The sequence below is a fragment of the Halomonas sp. ISL-56 genome, assembly GCF_018612805.1.
Lineage (GTDB): Bacteria > Pseudomonadota > Gammaproteobacteria > Pseudomonadales > Halomonadaceae > Vreelandella.
The window spans coordinates 43375-59395 of sequence record NZ_JAGGRO010000020.1; the positions used below are offsets into that span (position 1 = coordinate 43375).

Consider the following 16021-nt stretch of genomic DNA (forward strand, 5'->3'; position numbering starts at 1 on the left):
CAATGAGCGAAATGACGTTCGAAAAAATGATCAACCAGATGACCCCTGCTATTTACGAAAGCCTTAAACAGGCAGTATCGCTGCGCAAGTGGCCCGACGGACGCCGCTTAACGCCGGAACAGACCGAACTCTGCCTGGAAGCAGTCATGCGTTTCGAAGCAGAGAACAACGTGCCGGAAGAGAACCGCGTAGGCTACCTAGAGCAGCGTACCTGCGGAGCGGCGGCCAGCGGCGCTGGCGTAACGCCTGAAATGGCGGGCTTGGCACGGGATGCCACGCGTGATTGAAGTGGCCGTGCCAGACTTTTCAGTACCGGGTTCTTCAGTACAAGGCTGTTTAAGCAAAATGGCGGCAGCGCTACCCAGCCGCCCAGACGAACAGGTCGATTACCACTTGCGCGCGGGCGAGCACCGGGTTGCGCTAAACGAGCGCATTGGTGAGCCGCTTAGCTTGCGCTGGACAGGTGCCATTGCCTGTACCCACTGTGGGCGGGCGACCAAGAAGAGCTTTGCCCAAGGCCATTGCTACCCCTGCTTCAAGCGGTTAGCCCAGTGCGATACCTGCATCATGAAGCCGGAAACCTGCCACTTTTTTCAAGGTACCTGCCGTGAGCCGGAGTGGGGCGAGCGGCACTGCTTCCAACCCCACATCGTCTATTTGGCCAACTCCTCTGGGCTCAAGGTCGGCATTACCCGCAAAACCCAAATGCCTACCCGCTGGCTGGATCAAGGCGCGATTCAGGCGCTGCCGATTCTTGAAGTGGATACGCGTCAGCAGTCCGGCTTTGTCGAAATGCTGTTTAAAGAGCAGGTGGCCGACCGCACTAACTGGCGGGCCATGCTCAAAGGCGACGTCGAGATCATGGATTTAAACGCCGAGCGTGACCGTTTGCTGACTTTGCTAGCCGATGGATTGAACCAACTGCGCGAGACTCATGGCGCGGATGCTATCCGTTTGTTGGAACAGCCAGCGCAACACTTTCACTACCCCGTCAGCGTTTTCCCCAAAAAAGTGGTATCGCATAATTTTGATAAACAGCCGCTGGTGGAAGGCGTGCTGCAAGGCATAAAAGGGCAGTATTTGATCCTTGATAGCGGCGTGATTAATCTCCGCAAATTCACGGGTTACGAGATACAAGTGAGTTAAGCGGCTAGCCAGATGAGGGTGTTTTGACTAAGGTTAAGGAGTGATTTGATCCCGCCTTATGCAACGCAAGGAAGCTCCGATGCCCTGGCTTAAACTGCTTCACATTGCCGCGCTAGTGATCTGGTGCGGCTCGCTGCTTTATCTGCCCGCCTTACTCAGCCAGACGCTGCAACTGCGCAAAGACTCTGGTTTTGCCCAGGGCACGCCGCCTATGCCGCGGTTCTTCTATAACTCTATTGCTACTCCAGCTGCCCTGGTGGCGATTGCCTCAGGCACGCTGCTGTTTCTTGTTCATGGTCTGCTGGGTGGCTGGCTGATCTTAAAGCTGGGTGCCGTGGTGGCCATGGTGGCTGCGCACGGCTGTTTTGGCTGGTTAATACTGCGTCTTGAGATGGGCCACTACCGCTGGGTTAAGCCCGCCAACTGGGCCGCGCTGTGTTTAGCCCTGGCAGGCATTCTAAGCGTGCTGGGGTTTGTGTTAGCAAAACCGCTGGATTGGAGCTAACACGATGACATCTAACGTATTGTCGTTAATCCTCCACCTCGACACCCACCGCGTGTTCATACACCAGTTGGCCACCCAGCCAGCCCGCCAGGGCGATCAACGCGGCGGTGACCAGCGAGACGGCCAGCCCCCAGGGCAGAATCGCACTCGGGTCATTGAAGCGCAGCAGCCAGTTCAGCGACGCCAACGAGAGCATCACCACCGCGACGATGGCATGGCTCCAGCCGGTAATCAGGCGACGAATGCGCGGTACAGTGACCAGATCGATAATGCCTGCCGTACTGGCAATCCAGCCGCCAAATGCGCCGATGCCTGCCAGCCACAGGCCAGCGCGCAACCAGAAGGGATCGCCACTCAGCAGGTAACCGATATCGCTTGCCACCAGCGCCATCAGGGCTGCAACAGGGAAGTGAATCATCACGGGATGAAGCGGGTGGCCGGCGAGAGAGGCGCGGCTTTTTATCGAGCGCTGACGAGGTTTTGCCATGGTCACTTCCTGTGGGCCGAAACAGCAATTCAAGGGATGAGGCATACTATTCAACGCTTAACCCTACAGCGGGTCAACTCACTTGGCATAACGCTGGCGCTACTGGCTGGACTGTTGCTAACCGGTTGCGCAGGGGATAAGTCTATTCTAGACCCGGCTGGTCAGGCCGCGCGAGACGTGGTGATGATCTGGTGGGTAATGCTCGGATTTGGCACCGTGGTATTGGTGCTGGTCACCGCTTTTTGGCTGTATACCTTCAAGCGTAAAGAAGTAACGCGAACGCCTGCTGAGGAGCGAAAAATAGCGCGCCGTTGGATTATTGGCGGCGGCATAGTGCTTCCGGTAGCGAGTATTACCGCGCTACTGGCCTTCGGGGTGCCCACGGGGCAGCGGCTTTTACCGTTGCCTTTGAGCGAGCCGCCAGAGGTAATTGAAGTCATCGGCCACCAGTGGTGGTGGGAAGTGCGCTACCCCGGCGCGGAAGGGGGCGAGGTGGTGACTTCTAATCAGCTCATCATGCCCGCCGGTGAGCCGGTTGATTTTCACGTTACCGGCGCCGATGTGATTCATGCCTTCTGGGTGCCACGCCTGGGCGGTAAGATTGATATGGTTCCTGGGCGCGTTAATAAAATCCGCTTGGAAGCGGATGAACCAGCGGTGTTTGGCGCCCAGTGCGCCGAGTTCTGCGGTGCCCAGCATGCCCAAATGCAGCTCTATGTAGAAGCCGTCGAGCGTGACGATTACGAAGCTTGGCTGGCTGCGCGCCAGACTGATCAACTGGCAGCGCTAGCGGTAAACGACCAACAGCATGACTCGGCCAGGGAGGCCTTTATGACCCATTGCGCGAGTTGCCACCGGGTAGCGGGACTCTCCTCTGGGGAGGAGGGGCCGGATCTTTCTGATCTTGGCAGCCGCACCAGCCTCGGGGCGGGCATTATGGCTATGGAGAAAGGAGCGATAACCCGCTGGCTTCAGCACCATCAAGAGTTAAAGCCGGGCAACAAAATGCCGCCCCACAATGATATTGAGACGGCCACCTTGGAGAGCCTGGGTGCTTGGCTGGAGACGCTCACCCCATGACCACTATCAACCGTGAAGCGACCCTCGAAGGCGATAACATCAAAGGCCCCCATCAACTGCACAGCGACTTGCACGAGATCTGGGGCAATCCACGTGGCTTGCAAGCCCTCACCATTGTTAACCACACCACGCTCGGCCTACGGTTTATGGTCACTGGGATGGTGTTCTTCTTGATTGGTGGCCTGCTGGCCATGCTGGTGCGCACCCAGCTGGCGCTCCCTGATCAAGACTTTATGTCGCCGGATATCTATAACCAAGTCACCACCATGCACGGCACGGTGATGATGTTCCTGTTCGCCATCCCCATGCTTGAAGGGTTGGCGATTTATATGATCCCCAAAATGATCGGTGCCCGGGATCTAGTCTGCCCCCGGCTTACGTCGCTGGGGTACTGGTGCTATCTGTTTGGCGGCATCATCCTGTCGTTTAGTTTGGTGTTAGAGATGGCGCCGGACAGCGGCTGGTTTATGTATACCCCGCTTAGCAGCAGCGAGTATTCACCGGGGTTGGGCTCTGATTTTTGGCTGCTAGGGATTACCTTTGTTGAGATCTCCGCGCTGTCTGCCGGGGTCGAGCTGGTGGTGTCGATACTGCGTACCCGCACCCAGGGCATGGCGTTGCACAAAATGCCGCTGTTTGCCTGGTATATCCTCGCCATGGCGCTGATGATCGTGGTCGGTTTCCCGCCGCTGATTCTGGGCAGTATTCTGCTGGAGCTTGAGCGCGCGGTGGGGATGCCGTTTTTTGAAGTGGCGGGTGGCGGTGACCCAATTCTTTGGCAGCACCTGTTCTGGTTGTTTGGCCATCCCGAGGTGTACATCATCTTTCTGCCCGCAGCTGGCATAGTCTCCACGCTGATACCGGTGTTCGCTGGCCGTCCGATTGTTGGCTATGGCTGGGTGGTGTTTGCCATTGCCGTGACAGGCTTTATCAGTTTTGGTCTCTGGGTTCACCACATGTTTACCGTGGGCATCCCCCAGCTGGCTCAGGCGTTCTTCTCCGCCGCCAGTATGTTGGTGGCGGTGCCCACAGCGATTCAGGTGTTTGTGTGGCTGGCCACGTTATGGCTGGGTAAGCCCAAGATGAAGCTGCCGATGCTATGGATCATGGGCTTCCTGATTATCTTTGTGTGTGGCGGCCTAACCGGGGTAATGCTGGCGCTAGTGCCGTTTAACTGGCAGGTGCACGATACCCACTTTGTCGTAGCGCATATGCACTATGTGTTGGTGGGCGGAATGTTTTTCCCGCTAATTGCCGGGCTCTACTACTGGCTGCCGCTGTTTTCCGGGCGGATGCCGTCTGAAACGCTGGGTAAATGGGGTTTTTGGCTGACCTTCCTGGGCTTTAACGGCACCTTCCTGATCATGCACTGGACGGGCCTGCTGGGCATGCCGCGGCGGGTTTACTCCTATGAAACGGGCATGGGTTGGGATATTTTCAACCTGCTCTCGTCCATGAGTAGCTTTATCATGTCCGCGGGTATTGCCATGGTGCTGCTCGATTTTGCACTGCACTTCCGTTTCGGCAAACCTGCCAAGCATAACCCCTGGAATGCGGACACCCTTGAGTGGGCTAACAACATGCCGCCCAGCGCCTATAACTTTGTCAGCCTACCCAGCGTCGATACGCGGCATCCGCTCTGGGATAATCCCGACCTGCCCCGCACCATGGCAGAAGGTCAGCATAGCCTGGCAGTGGCGACTCACGGCCGCAGGGAAATGTGGGGCACTGACCCGATAACGGGCAAAGTGCGCGAGATCATTCACCTGCCGGGTAACTCATGGTGGCCACTGTTTGCTGCCATGGCGCTGGCAGTCGTCTGTATTAGCCTACTAACGCGTCTTTATCCGTTGGCGGGCATTGCGGTGATTATTGCGGGGCTATTTCTGTTGCGCTGGTCTTGGGAGAACGGCGCGCATCCAAAAGCTGCCCCGGATGCCGAGGTAGCTCCCGGTGACCCGCCGCTGCACTCACGCACTATGGATGGGCCCGGCCTATGGGCCATGTCAATCACGCTGCTCGCCAATGGCTCGTTCTTTCTCTCTTACCTGTTTGGCTGGTTCTATCTATGGACGGTGTCCCCCGAGTGGCGGATGCCCGAGACTTCACCGCTCTCCTTGGTGGGGCTGATTCTTGCCGGGGTGGCGCTAGCCGCTGGCGCGGCAATTCTCGAAAAACTGGTGCGCGGTTTGCGCCAGGGTAAGGATACGGGCTTGGCAATCGGCATGTATGGCATCAGTGCCCTAGGCTTTGTGCAGGTAGCGATAACGCTTTGGGTGCTGTTGAGTGCAGACCTGGCGGTTACCGAGACCTCCCATGATGCAATCATTATGGTCGGGCTGGCCTACGCGCTGCTACACGGCGGTTTAGGCGCTGTGCTTGCCCTGCTTCAAGGCCTTCGGGTGGGCTATGGCTATGTGGGTGCCCATGCGCCTTTCGAGCCTGCCGTGGTTGCCCAGTGGTGGCGCTATAACCTGGTGATCTTCTGGATACTCGTGGGCGCGCTTGCCGTGTTGCCTCGTGTAATAGGGAGCTAAGCTAATGTCCATCACGATGCAGCGTTTACATCTTACCCATCCCTTACATTTCGTCATTGGCTTAACGCTATGGTGTATCTGGTTCGTGGCCGTTTACGGCGGGCATGCGGTCGCCTGCGCAGTCGCGCCGCCCGCTCCCGAGCAAGGGGTTTTTAATTTAGTGAACGCCATGCTGCTTGTGGTCAGTATCGCGGCGATTGCGTTACTGGCAGCGTTAACGGTGGGCTGTTGCCGCATGGCCAAACGCCATGAAGGGCGGCTGCGCTTTAATGCTTCGGTGTCCGCCGGGCTGTATCTTTTCTCTACCTTGGGCGTTGTGTTTGCGGCAATGCCGATTATGGGCATTCCGCCTTGCCTGTAAGCGATGCCCTTAGCAAAGAGGATGAGCAGCTCTATACCCTACACGGTATGTGGTGCACCAGCTGTGCCCTAGCCGTGGAGGGCTCGCTTAAGCGTCTTAAAGGCGTGCGTGAGGTTAGCGTGCACTACCCAAGCGCAACGCTTTGCATTAGTGGCACGCCTGCCGCTACCCAGCTCTCAACGCTTGCCGCAAAGGTTAAGCGCCTGGGCTATCGGCTGACAGAGCTTGAACCGGTAGGGGACGCCCATGCGCGTTTAGAAGCGGAGAGCCGCTACTTAACGCTTAGGCTGATGGTCGGCTCACTGTTTGGCATGTGGACGATGCTCGCTTCTGTGCTGATCTACGCTGGTGCGCTGCCAAGCGAGCAGATTGAGCGGGTAGTGGCGTGGGTTTCAGGAGCGTTTTCTCTGCCCGTTGTGCTGTTTGCAGGAGTGCCGTTTTACCGGGCTGGGTGGCGCACGCTGATGGCCAAGCGCCCGGGTATGGATGTGCTGGTTAGCCTGGGTGTTATTGGCGCGGTGATGGTCTCGGTATGGCTGCTATGGCGCGGCTCTGCAGAGGTCTACTTCGACACGGCGGTAATGCTGATCGTGCTTTTACTCGTTGGGCGATTAGTAGAGACGCTGTGCCGCCATCGGGGGTTAAAAGCTTTGGATGCCCTGACGCTGCCAGATGTGAATATAACGGTTTGGCAAGAGAAAGCCTGGACATCGCTGCCCGTAGATCACGTGAACGCGGGAATGCGCGTTGAGCTAGCGCCCGGCGAGTTGGTAGCACTTGACGGCACACTTGAAGAGCCCGGTTGGGTCGACACCGCCTCACTGACTGGGGAAAGCTTACCGCGACATTTTCAAGCAGGGCAGGCGATATACGCGGGCTGCCGCTATCTGGGTACCACGCCCATCGTCATGCAGGTCAGCGCTGGAGTGGGCAAACGGCGACTGGATCGACTGTGTGATGAGATGCGCCGCTATCAGGCCAAAAAAGGCGAATTGCAGAAGCTCGCTGACCGCTTTGCCGCCTGGCTAAGCCCGCTAGCGCTGGTGCTCGCGTTACTGACACTGCCCGCTACGCTGTTATTGGGGCTGGGCTGGGAAGATGCCTTTGTGCGCGCGCTTTCGGTGTTAGTTGTGGCATGCCCCTGCGCCGTGGGGCTTGCCGTGCCGCTGGCAAGTCTGGCGGGTAGCGGCCAGGCCATGCAGCAAAGCGTGGCACTGCGCGACCCGGCAGCGCTTGAAACTCTGGCGCGCATTCGCTCGGTCGCGCTGGATAAAACCGGCACCCTAACCACCGGTAGCCATGCAGTGCTTCACTGGCAGGCGCGGGAGGGTATTGATCAGCAAGCCCTACAATGCATGCTTAGTGCCGCCGTTGCGGGTAGCGAACATCCCTTGGCACAAGCGCTAGCACGCTGGGCAAGTAGCCTCGGCGATCAACAATCGGAACCGTGCGAAGAGATCAATGAAGTGCCTGGGGAAGGGCGCCGAGTGAAGTTAAGTAGCGGCGAATGGCTGTCGGTGGGCAGCGCTAGCTGGATGGCTCGCCAGCGCATCGTTCTGCCTGACCAAGCGGAAGACGTAGCGCTGGCTTTTGCTTCTCAAGTGATGGTAGCCGATGAGGCGGGCTGGTTAGCGACGTTCTATCTCTCCGATCAACCGGTGGACGACGCCGAGCCCAGCGTAAAACATCTGTTAGCGTCCGGGTATGTGGTGGCGATGATCAGCGGTGACCGGCAGGGCGCGGTGAGTTGGCTAGGCGAGCGGGTGGGGCTTGCCCGTGAAGCTTGCTATGCCCAACGCTCGCCGGAAGCCAAGGCGCGGCTATTGCAAGGGTTGCCATCGCCGACACTCTACGTAGGGGATGGCTTAAACGATACCTTAAGCCTGGCCGCGGCAGATGTTGGCATTGCTCCGTTGAATGCCAGCGAAGCTGCCCGAGAAGGGGCTTCCGCACAGTTAATGACACCTGGAATAGGTGGGGTCGTAAAACTGCTTGGCATTGCCAAACGCACCCGGCGCATTATGGTGCAGAACCTGTTCTTTTCGGCGCTCTATAACACCTTGGCACTCGGGCTAGTGTTGCTGATGGCCATACCGCCGTTGGTCGCAGTGCTTGCCATGGCGGCTAGCTCGTTAACAGTGACCCTTAATGCTGCGAGACTAGCGTGGGCTGAACCGGATGAAGAGGATTAAGGTAAGTTGCATTAAAGCGAATAGCCAAGCGTCTGTTTAAGCCGTTCGGCATTTGTCGCTACCCAGCTTGGATCTATCGCGCCCCAGTCACGTATTTGGTAGCGGCCAATGTTGTGGCGCTCGCCGTCATCTTTAGTAAATACACACTCGATATCCAGCTCGGCCAGGGAGGCGATCGTATCCTGGGCGGTGCGCCGCGGCATGCCGGTGGCCTCAATTAATGCAGGCACGCTGGCGATACCTTGTTCGATCAAATGGGCGACATATAAGCGGCGGTAAAAACTCGATTTGGTTTTGCTAAGCACGGGCATTCGGCTTCCTTTGCAGCTAATGGATGCATGTGCCGCTTAGCTTAAATGAATAAATCCTGCTGCGCTCGTGGCGGGCGAAAATCTCGGGTGTTCAACCCCTGCTCGGTGCGATCCTGCATGTTCCACTGGCGGCTGGCACGGGCAAATCGCTGGGCGATTAAATCCGCAAAGACACCCTCACCGCGAAAGCGCTTACCAAACTTGGCATCGTACGCCTTACCGCCCCGGCATTGGCGCATTAGGCTCATCACTTTAGCGGCGCGTTCCGGATAGTGGGCTTCTAACCAGGCTTCAAATAGCGGCGCGACTTCATAAGGTAAGCGCAGCAGCATCCAGGCGGCGGTTCGCGCTCCTGCGCGGCTGGCGGCTTCCAAGAGGTTTTCGATTTCATGATCCGTCAGCCCTGGGATAACCGGCGAAATCAGCGTGCCCACGGGAATGCCCGCGGTGTTCAGTTCACGAATAGCTCGTAAGCGTGCTTGAGGCGACGCTGCGCGTGGCTCTAGTGTGCGTTTTAAATTGGCATCCAGGCTGGTCAAACTGACAAACACCCTCACTAGGCGGTGTTCGGCCATCTCCGCCAGTAGCTCTAAATCGCGCAGCACCAGGGTGCTTTTAGTCACCAGCGTTACCGGATGGCGACACTCCAACAGCAGCTCAAGCAACCGCCGAGTGGTTTGGTGTTTGGCTTCAAGCGGTTGGTAGCAGTCGGTGTTGCCGGAAAGATTGATGGGGCGGCACACATAGTTGGGATGACAAAGCTCTTCGGTTAAAAGCTCCACTAATCCGCTGCGGGCAATCAATTTAGTTTCAAAATCCAGCCCTGGCGATAAATCCCAGTAGGCGTGGGAGGGGCGGGCGTAGCAATAAACGCAGCCGTGCTCACAGCCGCGGTAGGGGTTCAGCGAGCGGTCGAAAGTTAAATCCGGCGATTTATTCCAGGAGAGCGCGCTTTTGCTCACCTCCTCACGTACTTCGGTGGCGATAGTGGTGGATGTTTCCTCCCGCCACCAACCGTCGTCTTCTGCCACGCTACGGCTGGGCGCAAAACGGTTGTGCGGATCGTACGTTGCCCCGCGACCTTTACGCACGGCTGAAACATAAGACGCTTGTTCGGGAGTCGTCATTGGCCACCTCACCTCTAAACGCTATTAATGCATGTATATGGTTATATATACAGTATATGGCGTTTGTAAAAAGACGCAAGGAGAGGGGTAGGGGCTTAAATGCTAAATTCGGGGGATGAACAGATGCTCCGTTATTCAATACTCTTAACGAGTGCGCTGGCGCCCATATTGCGCCTGTATCGAAAGAGGCGGTTTGACCTATGGAGCTGCAACCACATTTTGAGCTAATGGCATCCTATAACCAGTGGATGAACGTCAAGGTATACGATGCTGCAAGCAAGCTGCCTACCGCTGAACTTATCGAAGAGCGTGACGCATTCTTCGGCTCAATTTTCGGCACGCTTAATCACCTCGCGGTTGCCGACACCATTTGGCTCAAGCGGTTTGCCACGCACCCTTCTTCAACAGCAAGAACGCTTGCGGTAATGATTGACCTTCCTACGCCACAGCGACTGGATCAAGTGATGTTTGATGACTTGGAGGGCTTAAAAGCGCATCGCCGATGGCTCGATACCGTGATTATTAACTGGGTGGGCGCGCTGACGGACGACGATTTGAGCACCACGTTGAGTTATCACAATACAAAAGGAGTAGCCTCAAAACGGTGTTTTTCGAGCCTGATTTTTCACTTCTTCAATCACCAGACCCATCACCGCGGACAAGTATCTACGCTGCTCTCGCAAGCCGGTGTGGATATTGGCGTCACCGATCAGCTGGCGCTGATTCCGGATGAGATGGAAATGTGATGATTGTTTTTGTCTCCTATAAGATACAATGCTATTCTACCTTCAGGGTGTAATTTAAGAGGTGCTCATGCCAGAGATTGATGCTCTGCTAGGGCTTTCATTTTGTATGTATTTTTTTGATAACAAGCAGCACAAGCTTCCCCACCTGCACGTGAAATATGGTGGCTATGAATTGATCATCGCTATTGAGTCAGGTGAGTGCTTAGAAGGATATTTGCCCAATAAGCAACGTAAACGGGCTGAAAACCACATTGCTGAGCATCGTGAGCAGCTAATGCATATGTGGCATAAAGCAGTAAATGGTAAAAACCCAGGCAAGTTAGGTGACATATGTTAAAAATCATTGATGTGGATTTGATTGGGCCATACAAGCTTGAGCTGGTTTATAGCGATGGTTTTCATGGTGTTGCTGATCTAACAGGCTATTTTAGCAAGGCACCCTTTTCAGAGATTAAAGACTTCCAAAAGTTTTCACTAACCGCGGATGGGTCGCTCAATTGGCGTGGTAACGAGCTTTCTGCGGCCACTTTGCGTGCAGTGACAAAGGGCGTGCAGAGAACAGCAGCTACTAACTTCAACGTGCAGGAAATGGAAGACGTTATTAAGCAAGCCTCTTGGGACTCTATGCAGGAAGGGCGTCCTGACATTTTACAGGCTGCTATTCGTTCCTATGTGGAGCAGTTTGGGCATAGCCAGGTCATTGCCAAAGCAGGTATCAAAAGCCGTACCAGTGCTTATCGTTCTTTAAAGCCACAAACCACACCCAATTTCGCCACCTTGGTTCAATTGGGGCATGCGGTCATCGAATTAGCTAAAGAAAATATCAGCGGACGTTCTGAAACACAGCTATAGATTCAGGAAACTAAATGACATCTTTCTCCATCCTACTGATACGTGTATTGGCAATTTACCTCGCGCTTAATCCTCTTCTGTCAGTGTCACCGGTTCTGTTTAGCCCGGGCTCGGAAGAGTCAATAAACGAATGGCTGCCTATGTTGATAGCTGGGGTGCTAATACCCATGGCGGCGGGCGTTGTACTCTGGTTTTTCGCGCGAGCGTTGGCTAATAAAATCCATGCTGGCTCTGTCGTAGAGCCAATCGCAAATATTAGTGACACAGGCTTAGTGAGAGCAGGTAGCTTTCTGATAGGCGTCTATCTATTTGTTCAACACCTAGGCACAACGATTAGTCAGTGGGCCTGGGGTGGTGTTATTGCCTATGGCTCGCTGCCCGTTATCGTGATCAGCGTAGGATTGATAGTAGGAGCTAACTCTATGGGTAAACTATATAAGAAGATTAAGTACGCAGGTGTTGATTCATAGCCGACGGTAAATATCCATTGCAGTGGTGCAGCCTTATCTCTATTGACGGTTTAGTTTGCTACGCTTTAGCGGCACTGCTGGCAAGCGTCCGGAGTGTAAACAGGTTAACGAGTGCTAAATGATCAAGCTAGAAAAACTTAATGCAGCGGATATTGCCGAGGTACGCAACATCGCGGTGCGCGATGATCAGCTGAAATTTGTGGGCACCGCTAAGGAGTTTCTCGCTGATAGCAATGAGGCTACGCACCTGCATGTGATTAAACACAATGACCAGGTGGTAGGATGCTTCAAAATCGATATAGCCTACGCTGATGGTTATGACTTTTGTACGGAAGGTAGCATAGGCCTACGCGCATTTATTATTGACGCCAAGCAGCAGGGCAAAGGTCTTGGTACGCTGGCGGTAAAAGCATTGTTTCCCTACCTAAAAGAGAACTATGCGAATTACCCTCGAATCTATCTGACGGTGAACACCAAGAACCCCGCAGCTTACACCTGTTACCAAAAGGCGGGCTTCCATGAAACAGGTGAGCAATACTTGGGCGGGGCTGCAGGGCCTCAACATATTATGTATTGGGATATTCGGAGATCTAACCGTCGCTTCTAGCACTGGTCAGTTTGTACTGGCAATTTGACTAGAGGTTTCGGTCATCGCATACCGATCCTATTCTGTCTACCTTTAGCAGCTAAAAATTCCCGGTTACATATTGGGAATTTCGCTTAGAGGCTAATCGATAAGTAACTCTCTCGTAAGAGGCCGCATTACATATTAGCTAATTTAGTTTAGTGACATGTGTGATAAGCGCTGCTAAAGTGCCTACTTTTTATTACGAAAAGTCGGAGAGGGAGTTCATGGCGATTATCGGAATAGACTTGGGAACCACCAATAGTGCTTGTGGTGTGATGACAGATGACGGGGTCAAACTGATTCCTAATCGTCTAGGAGATCTCCTAACACCTTCCGTAGTCGGATTGGATGAAAAGGGATCAATACTTGTTGGTCGGCATGCCAAAGAGCGACTAATTCATCATGCGGATTCAACTGTAGCTTCATTCAAACGCCTAATGGGTGCTGAGCACAAAATCAAGCTGGGAAAGAAACAACTTTTTTCACCTGTGGAACTTTCAGCATTGGTTTTGAAATCGCTTAAGGAGGATGCTGAAACGTGGTTGGGTGAGCCAGTTGAGGAGGCGGTGATTAGCGTACCTGCCTATTTCAATGATAATCAGCGTCAAGCAACACGACAGGCAGGGGAGTTGGTTGGGCTTAAAGTGGAACGACTCATCAATGAACCTACGGCTGCATCACTTGCCTATGGTTTAGATGACCAACTGGAAGGAACCTTTTTAGTACTGGATATGGGCGGTGGTACCTTTGATGTCTCATTAATTGAGTATTTCGATGGTGTGATGGAAGTGCATGCCAGCGCTGGCGATAACTTCCTCGGAGGTGAAGACTTTGTCGAGGCAATGATTAGTGAAGTGCTGCGCGAGAACGAGATCGAGCGTAAACAGCTTTTCGCCCATCAGTTGCAAACGCTTTACATGCAGATGGAAACGGTCAAGCGCCGGATCAGTCAGCAGCCAGATCAGACGTTGAATCTTCAGCTGGGTGACAGCTCAATAGAATGGCGCTGTACTTCAGAGTGGTTCGAAAAAACATGTACACCATTATTATTGCGGGTGAAGCGGCCAATAGAACAGACGCTGCGCGATGCAAAAATTTCAGCGGGTCAGATAGATAATGTAATACTGGTAGGTGGTTCAACGCGATTGTCACACTTCCGCTCTATTGTTGGTCGCATGTTCGGGCGCCTACCTTCCTGCCATCTTGACCCTGACACTGTGGTTGCTCTGGGTGCTGCTATTCAAGCTGGGTTGAAATCACGCCACCAGGCCCTAGATGAGGTCGTGTTGACGGATGTCTGCCCGTATACTCTTGGCACAGGTATTCTTAATCATGATAATCCTGCCGATGGGCTTAAGTATTTCCCGATTATCGAACGTAACAGCACCGTGCCTATTAGTATTGTTCGCCAAATATGTACTGCCTATGACAACCAAGAGGAGTTAAGCGCTAAAATATATCAGGGTGAGCATCGGCTAGTTGACCGCAACGTATATCTTGGCGAGCTTGTTGTGTCTGTTCCCAAAGGTCCTCGGGGGAAAGAAGTACTCGATATTCGCTTTAGTTACGATATGAATGGGCTGCTGGAAGTAGATGCTACCGTGGTTTCCACGGGAAAGACCTATAGCAAAGTGATCGAGTTTAGCCCCGGGTCACTGTCAGAGGAGCAAAAATCAGCTTCTCGCGAAAAGCTTGCTGGCTTAAAGTTTCACCCGCGTGAAGACGAAAGAAACAGCACGATTTTAGCGCGAGCAGAGCGCTTGTATGAATCAAATTTAGGATCTAAAAGAGAAGCGATAGCCGATTTGATTGGGCAGTTTGAACGTGTATTGGATGGACAGAATCCTCATGAGATTCACAAGGCTAGAGAGAACGTCGATAGACTCCTTGACTCTTTGGACGGTGAGGATTGGTTATAATGAATGTGTGGGAGACCCTGGGGATTACATCTGATAGCGATATTAAGACGATAAAGCGCGCATACGCCAAGCTTTTGAAGAAAAACCGTCCAGACGAACATCCTGCCGAATTTCAGCAGTTGCACGCAGCTTACCGCCACGCTCTGGATTTAGTTGAGAGACAACAGAGTCAAAAAAAATCTGAGGTAAGCGAGTTCGCGTTAACGGCTACTGATGCTGAGATCACTGAGACTCAAACAGACAAGCACCTAACGGAATCGATTTGTGTCAGCTCAGAATGGCGCGATCAGGAAGAGGCTCAGTCTCCGGAGATAGAGGAGGCTGTGCTCACATCAAAACGCGAAATAGCTGCGGCAAGAGATCAAGAGTTTGAAAGGTTAATGGCGGAAACTGATAAGCTGCTGTTAGATCCTCACGCATCTTGCCACCGTGACCGGTGGCAATTCCTTGGCAACTCTTCATGGTTACTAGAGAACGAATTCAATCATGAGCTTGGGCTTGAGGTGTTTGACCGTGTGACTGAGTTGAGCTCTATCCAGATTGATGCTGACCAGGATGATCGTTGTGTCCTTCCTCAAGATGTTTTGACCTTTTTGAACGAAATTTTTAGCTGGGATCAGGAAAAAAGATACTTGGTTAACGAATTTGGCCTGGAAAAAACTAACATGATTTTTAATGTGTTAGATATGCAGCCAACTTCAGAAGGTATAGCCGACAGTGTGCGTGGCGGAAGTATCATTATCCAGGAAAAAGCGTTTGTAGGAGATCAATTTCAATGGGTGACTGAGGTGTCCTTGGTCAGAAAGTTAGCAGCAATAGCGTTGGACTTGGTTGTATTCGCGGTAGTTGCTTTTGTCGTTTCAAAAAATATTATATTTGGTGACTCGCAAGAACATGCATCATTTATTGAGAGCTATATGTATGACGTAAAGACTCAGCTGTCTTTATTAATTGGCTATCCGCTTTTGTCATGGGTGATGAAGTGGTCAACTCCCGGAAAATGGCTCTTGGGTTATCAGGTGTTTGGCGGGAAAACATGCCAGCTTGATATGCAGAGAGGGATTGGGCTTATGATAGCGTTTCTTTTGCTGATCATGTGGCTAAGTTTCATAGTGCATTTTTTTATTGGTTAATGGCTGTTTTACCTAACCATTTAGGTGCCAGGAGTTATTGTTTTTGATTATGATAAAATAAGAGTTTTTTAGTTTTTAAACTCTAAGGTTATTTTGATGGTGTAAGGGTGAGGTGGATGACTAAGTGTAAATATATAAAGCTGTTTGTTATATGTGGGGTTCCAGTGTTTATGCATTGGAGCCTCAGTATGGTGCTTCTGTTGCTAGTGCTGTATTCAGCTGCAGATGTTTCGATGTTGATCGCTGCGATTTCATTTTTCACAATAATGTTTTTTCATGAACTGGGCCATATGTGGTTTGCTGCTAGGCTAGGCCTTAAGTCGTTAAAGATAAAGCTTTATTTGTTTCATGGTCGGTTTTGTTTTGAAGAATCTAACAATGAATACCATACCTGCTTGGTTGCATGGGGCGGAGTTGTCGTTCAGGCGATAATTTTTATACCATGTATAGTTATATTTAGCCTTTATAGCGATGTGCTGCCCTGGTTCGTGAATGTTCCTCTGGTTATATTAGGCTATATAAATGCG

Annotated in this window: 17 protein-coding genes; 14 read left to right on the top strand and 3 right to left on the bottom strand. The window is 53.0% G+C overall.

From position 1 onward, the window contains the following. Positions 1-2: 2 nt before the first annotated feature. The 3 genes from J7J49_RS17285 to J7J49_RS17295 all read left to right on the top strand — a co-directional run bounded on the left by J7J49_RS17285 (position 3) and on the right by J7J49_RS17295 (position 1651). Positions 3-287, top strand: coding sequence for a YeaC family protein (locus J7J49_RS17285; protein ID WP_064233250.1), 285 nt, complete (start codon positions 3-5; stop codon positions 285-287). Next, positions 271-1146: a DUF2797 domain-containing protein gene (locus J7J49_RS17290; RefSeq protein WP_215094367.1), complete on the top strand. Its 876-nt coding sequence runs from the start codon at positions 271-273 to the stop codon at positions 1144-1146. The genes J7J49_RS17285 and J7J49_RS17290 overlap by 17 nt, the downstream gene beginning before the upstream one ends. A 79-nt stretch (positions 1147-1225) precedes the next feature. Continuing rightward, positions 1226-1651 (top strand): CopD family protein, encoded by a 426-nt coding sequence (locus tag J7J49_RS17295; protein ID WP_064233252.1) that lies wholly within the window; start codon positions 1226-1228, stop codon positions 1649-1651. 25 nt (positions 1652-1676) lie between these two features. On the opposite strand, the gene J7J49_RS17300 is transcribed toward J7J49_RS17295, so the two are convergent. Next, a complete protein-coding gene (locus tag J7J49_RS17300) occupies positions 1677-2138 on the bottom strand; it encodes a DUF2231 domain-containing protein (protein WP_064233564.1) in 462 nt (153 codons plus the stop codon). A gap of 36 nt (positions 2139-2174) precedes the next feature. Here J7J49_RS17300 and coxB point away from each other — a divergent pair, with 36 nt between their 5' ends. The 4 genes from coxB to J7J49_RS17320 are packed head-to-tail and all read left to right on the top strand — an operon-like array spanning position 2175 to position 8308. Next, positions 2175-3218 carry a cytochrome c oxidase subunit II gene (gene coxB / locus J7J49_RS17305; protein ID WP_215094369.1) on the top strand — a complete coding sequence of 348 codons (1044 nt, stop codon included), beginning with the start codon at positions 2175-2177 and terminating at the stop codon, positions 3216-3218. Continuing rightward, positions 3215-5755, top strand: a complete 2541-nt coding sequence (gene ctaD, locus J7J49_RS17310; protein ID WP_215094371.1) for a cytochrome c oxidase subunit I — start codon at positions 3215-3217, stop codon at positions 5753-5755. The genes coxB and ctaD overlap by 4 nt, the downstream gene beginning before the upstream one ends. 4 nt (positions 5756-5759) lie before the next feature. Continuing rightward, positions 5760-6116: a hypothetical protein gene (locus J7J49_RS17315; RefSeq protein ID WP_082906596.1), complete on the top strand. Its 357-nt coding sequence runs from the start codon at positions 5760-5762 to the stop codon at positions 6114-6116. 47 nt (positions 6117-6163) lie between these two features. After that, positions 6164-8308: a heavy metal translocating P-type ATPase gene (locus J7J49_RS17320; RefSeq protein WP_215094584.1), complete on the top strand. Its 2145-nt coding sequence runs from the start codon at positions 6164-6166 to the stop codon at positions 8306-8308. 11 nt (positions 8309-8319) lie between these two features. Here J7J49_RS17320 and J7J49_RS17325 read toward each other — a convergent pair whose 3' ends face one another. Beyond that, positions 8320-8619, bottom strand: a complete 300-nt coding sequence (locus tag J7J49_RS17325; protein ID WP_064233254.1) for a winged helix-turn-helix domain-containing protein — start codon at positions 8617-8619, stop codon at positions 8320-8322. A gap of 41 nt (positions 8620-8660) precedes the next feature. Further along, positions 8661-9746 (bottom strand): PA0069 family radical SAM protein, encoded by a 1086-nt coding sequence (locus J7J49_RS17330; protein ID WP_215094373.1) that lies wholly within the window; start codon positions 9744-9746, stop codon positions 8661-8663. Positions 9747-9946: 200 nt separating this feature from the next. Between J7J49_RS17330 and J7J49_RS17335 the strand changes: the two genes are divergently transcribed. The 7 genes from J7J49_RS17335 to J7J49_RS17365 all read left to right on the top strand — a co-directional run bounded on the left by J7J49_RS17335 (position 9947) and on the right by J7J49_RS17365 (position 15494). Beyond that, complete coding sequence (locus tag J7J49_RS17335; protein ID WP_215094375.1) at positions 9947-10492, top strand: DinB family protein; 546 nt, start codon at positions 9947-9949, stop codon at positions 10490-10492. A 67-nt stretch (positions 10493-10559) separates the two neighbouring features. Continuing rightward, entirely contained in the window at positions 10560-10829 is a 270-nt protein-coding gene (gene dhiT, locus J7J49_RS17340; protein WP_064233257.1) for a type II toxin-antitoxin system toxin DhiT, read from the top strand. Next, complete coding sequence (dhiA, locus tag J7J49_RS17345) at positions 10823-11344, top strand: type II toxin-antitoxin system antitoxin DhiA (RefSeq protein WP_064233258.1); 522 nt, start codon at positions 10823-10825, stop codon at positions 11342-11344. The genes dhiT and dhiA overlap by 7 nt, the downstream gene beginning before the upstream one ends. Before the next feature lie 14 nt (positions 11345-11358). Then, positions 11359-11814, top strand: a complete 456-nt coding sequence (locus J7J49_RS17350; protein ID WP_215094377.1) for a hypothetical protein — start codon at positions 11359-11361, stop codon at positions 11812-11814. 118 nt (positions 11815-11932) lie between these two features. Then, complete coding sequence (locus J7J49_RS17355) at positions 11933-12421, top strand: GNAT family N-acetyltransferase (RefSeq protein WP_215094379.1); 489 nt, start codon at positions 11933-11935, stop codon at positions 12419-12421. A gap of 245 nt (positions 12422-12666) precedes the next feature. After that, on the top strand, positions 12667-14361 hold the full coding sequence (locus tag J7J49_RS17360) for a molecular chaperone HscC (RefSeq protein WP_215094380.1): 1695 nt from the start codon (positions 12667-12669) through the stop codon (positions 14359-14361). Continuing rightward, positions 14361-15494 (top strand): RDD family protein, encoded by a 1134-nt coding sequence (locus tag J7J49_RS17365; protein ID WP_215094382.1) that lies wholly within the window; start codon positions 14361-14363, stop codon positions 15492-15494. The genes J7J49_RS17360 and J7J49_RS17365 overlap by 1 nt, the downstream gene beginning before the upstream one ends. The last annotated feature ends 527 nt before the right edge of the window (positions 15495-16021 follow it).